The 3265-nt window shown below is 41.1% G+C and carries 2 protein-coding genes and 1 pseudogene; 2 read left to right on the top strand and 1 reads right to left on the bottom strand.

What is annotated here, in order from left to right; translation table 11 throughout:
* Window positions 1-537 precede the first annotated feature (537 nt).
* A complete protein-coding gene (gene ltrA / locus F6K37_RS35660; protein WP_287255637.1) occupies window positions 538-2220 on the top strand; it encodes a group II intron reverse transcriptase/maturase in 1683 nt (560 codons plus the stop codon).
* A gap of 88 nt (window positions 2221-2308) precedes the next feature.
* Here the strand turns inward: ltrA and F6K37_RS35655 are convergent.
* Window positions 2309-2521 (bottom strand): annotated as a pseudogene (locus tag F6K37_RS35655) (cytochrome B6); the annotation flags it as partial.
* 181 nt (window positions 2522-2702) lie between these two features.
* Between F6K37_RS35655 and F6K37_RS35650 the strand changes: the two are divergent.
* Window positions 2703-3113, top strand: coding sequence for a helix-turn-helix domain-containing protein (locus F6K37_RS35650; protein WP_287255632.1), 411 nt, complete (start codon window positions 2703-2705; stop codon window positions 3111-3113).
* The last annotated feature ends 152 nt before the right edge of the window (window positions 3114-3265 follow it).

Here is a 3265-nt window from a genome sequence, read left to right as displayed (position 1 = left end):
TTCCTCAAACAGCTTCCATTCCAAATCACTTAATCCTTCAAAGCGTCCAGCCATCAGCAGATACACTCTTCTCAAACAAGAACAGATTACCATATTTTGGTATTAGTGGGATAGGTTCTATGAATTAATGCAAGGGTCGAATAGTGAAGCATCCTTAACCTGACCGATGTTAGTAACAGGCAAGGGACTCATGGGTACGAAAGAAAGGTACGATTGAATCATCGTTAAAGGTAGGTAGCGAAATAAGGCTTGATACCCTACAGACAAAAGTCAATGGAATAAGGATTATAAGGTTTTGATTCCTTGTAATGATTTCCCACATAATTCCCGGTGAATAGTACCACCCTAAAAGTCCATAGAATGGTTATCAGGAACGAAATAACCCTCATATGTTCTCTCAACAAGGTCGATTGTTGAGTAGGTAGTTAGCCGCAAGTCATATGGGGGCGAGATTGAGTCAAAAGCCAACGCCTAGGGTAATGCCTAGGATATGCTGACGGACTCACGTTATAGGAAAAGGTATGGTTGTAAGTAACAATGAACAAGTCTAAAACCCTGGAAAACCAGACGGTGGAATGGAATAGAGTCAACTGGCGAAAGCTAGAAAAGACCCTATTTAAGTTGCAAAAACGAATATACCGAGCCTCACAACGTGGTGATGTCCGCGTGGTAAGAAAGCTGCAAAAGACTCTGATGAAGTCCTGGACAGCCAAAATGATAGCGGTTAGACGGGTTACCCAGGAGAACAAAGGTAAAAAGACTGCCGGAATAGACGGGGTTAAAGCCTTAACCAATAGGCAACGCCTCGCCTTAGTAGCCAACCTCAAAGTTTCCAAAAAGGCACAACCTACTAGAAGGGTATGGATACCCAAACCTGGACGAATAGAAAAACGCCCTTTAGGTATCCCAACCATGTACGACCGAGCATTACAGGCACTCGCCAAACAGGCATTAGAACCTGAATGGGAAGCAAGATTTGAACCCAACTCCTATGGGTTCAGGCCAGGACGCTCATGTCATGATGCCATAGAAGCAATATTCAATGCTATAAGCAAAAAGCCCAAATGGGTACTAGATGCGGATATTGCCAAATGTTTCGACAAAATCAATCATGATGCACTCCTAACTAAATTAAATACTTATCCATCCATGAGACGTTTAATTAATTCCTGGCTCAAAGCCGGTGTGATGGATAATGGAACATTCTCATCTACGGAAGAGGGTACCCCTCAGGGTGGTGTGATATCTCCACTCTTAGCGAACATAGCCCTTCACGGAATGGAACAGACGATATGGAATTATGCCAATTCCATAAAAGGTAAGAAAAAATACTATAAGAATGGTCTAACCTTAATCAGGTACGCAGACGATTTTGTAATCTTACACCAAGACCAAAAAGTGGTAGAGGAATGTCAAGGAGTAATCAATAAATGGTTGAACGACATGGGTTTGGAATTGAAACCAAGCAAAACACAAATTGCCTACACACTTGATGGATTTGACTTTCTTGGGTTTAATGTTCGTCAATACAAAGTAGGACAAAATCACTCGAAGCAAGGTTTCAAAACCATCATCAAACCATCAAAAAGGAAAGTTCTAGAGCATTATGGACAGCTTGCGAATGTCATAGACCGACACAAAGCTGCACCTCAGGAAGCCTTAATAAGCCGCCTAAAACCTATTATACGCGGATGGTGTAATTACAACAGGTCAGTCTGTAGTAAAGAAACCTTCAGCAAACTAGGTCACATGCTATGGAATAAACTCCAGAGATGGGGATACAGGAGACACCCAAAGAAATCGAAGACCTGGGTAACCAAGAAATACTGGGGAACCAGAGGAGATGACAACTGGATGTTCATGACTGGAAAGGATAACTACCTCCCCAAACACGCCAAAACAGAAATTGTAAGGCATATCAAAGTTCAGGATACCAGAAGTCCCTACGATGGAGACCTAATTTATTGGAGTACCAGAATGAGAGAGCATCCTGAGATGACCACTCAGAAGGGAAGGCTTTTAGAACGGCAAGGAGGGAAATGCGCTCATTGTGGTCTTACCTTCAAGGATGGCGATTTATTGGAAAAGCATCACATAATACCACGCGCTTTAGGAGGAAGTAATCTAGACAAAAATCTGGAACTGCTACACCTCCATTGCCACGATGCCAAGCATGGGTCAAAAGTTAATTCCTCAAAATTAGATGAAAACCCGTTCTAGAGGTACCAATGACAATGGTTCCTATGATGAGGAGCCGTATGATGCGAAAGTGTCACGTACGGTTTTGAAGACGAGTCAGTGAGGTGACTCACTGGCTTAGTTTAATACCAATATCGTTTGGCGACAGTGGGCGTCCCAATTCATATTTGCCCATTATCGTCACAGCTTCTTCAAGAGTTTCAGCTGAACCGTCGTGAAAATATGGTGATGTTAGAGCCACGTTCCGCAAACTGGGAACCTTAAATACATAACGATCACGTTCATTGCCAGTGACATGAAAGCGTCCCAAATCAGCTTTGGTAATACCATTTTTAAAAAGTCGTGTCATACTTAAATTAAACTATACAAACTATAATTAACCATGACTGGAGTAGCTCATCTAAATGTTATTGAATCTCCTGAGAGATTATTAAAGCTGATGAATCAGCAAAAAACTGCCTTGGGATTTGCCAAAGTTCAAAGTTTATATCTTTGGAAGATAGGTGAATCATGAAACCGTCAGACATTTAGCTGTTATTGTTGGTAGAACTGAAAGAACAATTCACCGTTGGTTGGAAATTTATCGCCATTCAGGACTTGAAGAACTACTTAAAGAAAAGCCGAAGACGGGCAGACCGAAAAAATTAAAAATAGAGCAGGTAGCTAAATTACAACAAGAATTAAGAGATCCGGCTGGATTTAAGAGTTATAAAGAAGTTCAACTGTGGATATTTATTTTCTGGGAAATATGGCTAAGCTACAGTACAGTACATCGAATAGTTCATCATGAGTTAAAAGCTAAGTTAAAAGTAGTGAGACCGAGAAATAAAAAACAACTACCCGGAGAAGTAGAAGAGTTTATAGCGACCTTTCCAGAAAAGCTTAAATTACAGGGTAAGCGCAAGAATCAATAAGCTGTAGCTTATTTAGAAAAAACTGGGTTCATTCTCAACTATTAAACTCTATTGAGAATCAAGTTCTACGAGATTATAGGGGTTTCGAGCCACGATCAACCGATATCCAGCCAATGCACATTATGGGCAATTTTTTCTTGCGCTTACCCTGG

It is taken from the genome of Moorena sp. SIO4E2, assembly GCF_010671945.1.
Lineage (GTDB): Bacteria > Cyanobacteriota > Cyanobacteriia > Cyanobacteriales > Coleofasciculaceae > Moorena > Moorena producens.
This window is presented reverse-complemented; position numbering and strand designations above follow the sequence as displayed.

Bases quoted from the DNA above. Each gene is read 5' to 3' on its own strand.
- ltrA (WP_287255637.1), top strand. From the start codon at position 538: ATGAACAAGTCTAAAACCCTGGAAAACCAGACGGTGGAATGGAATAGA.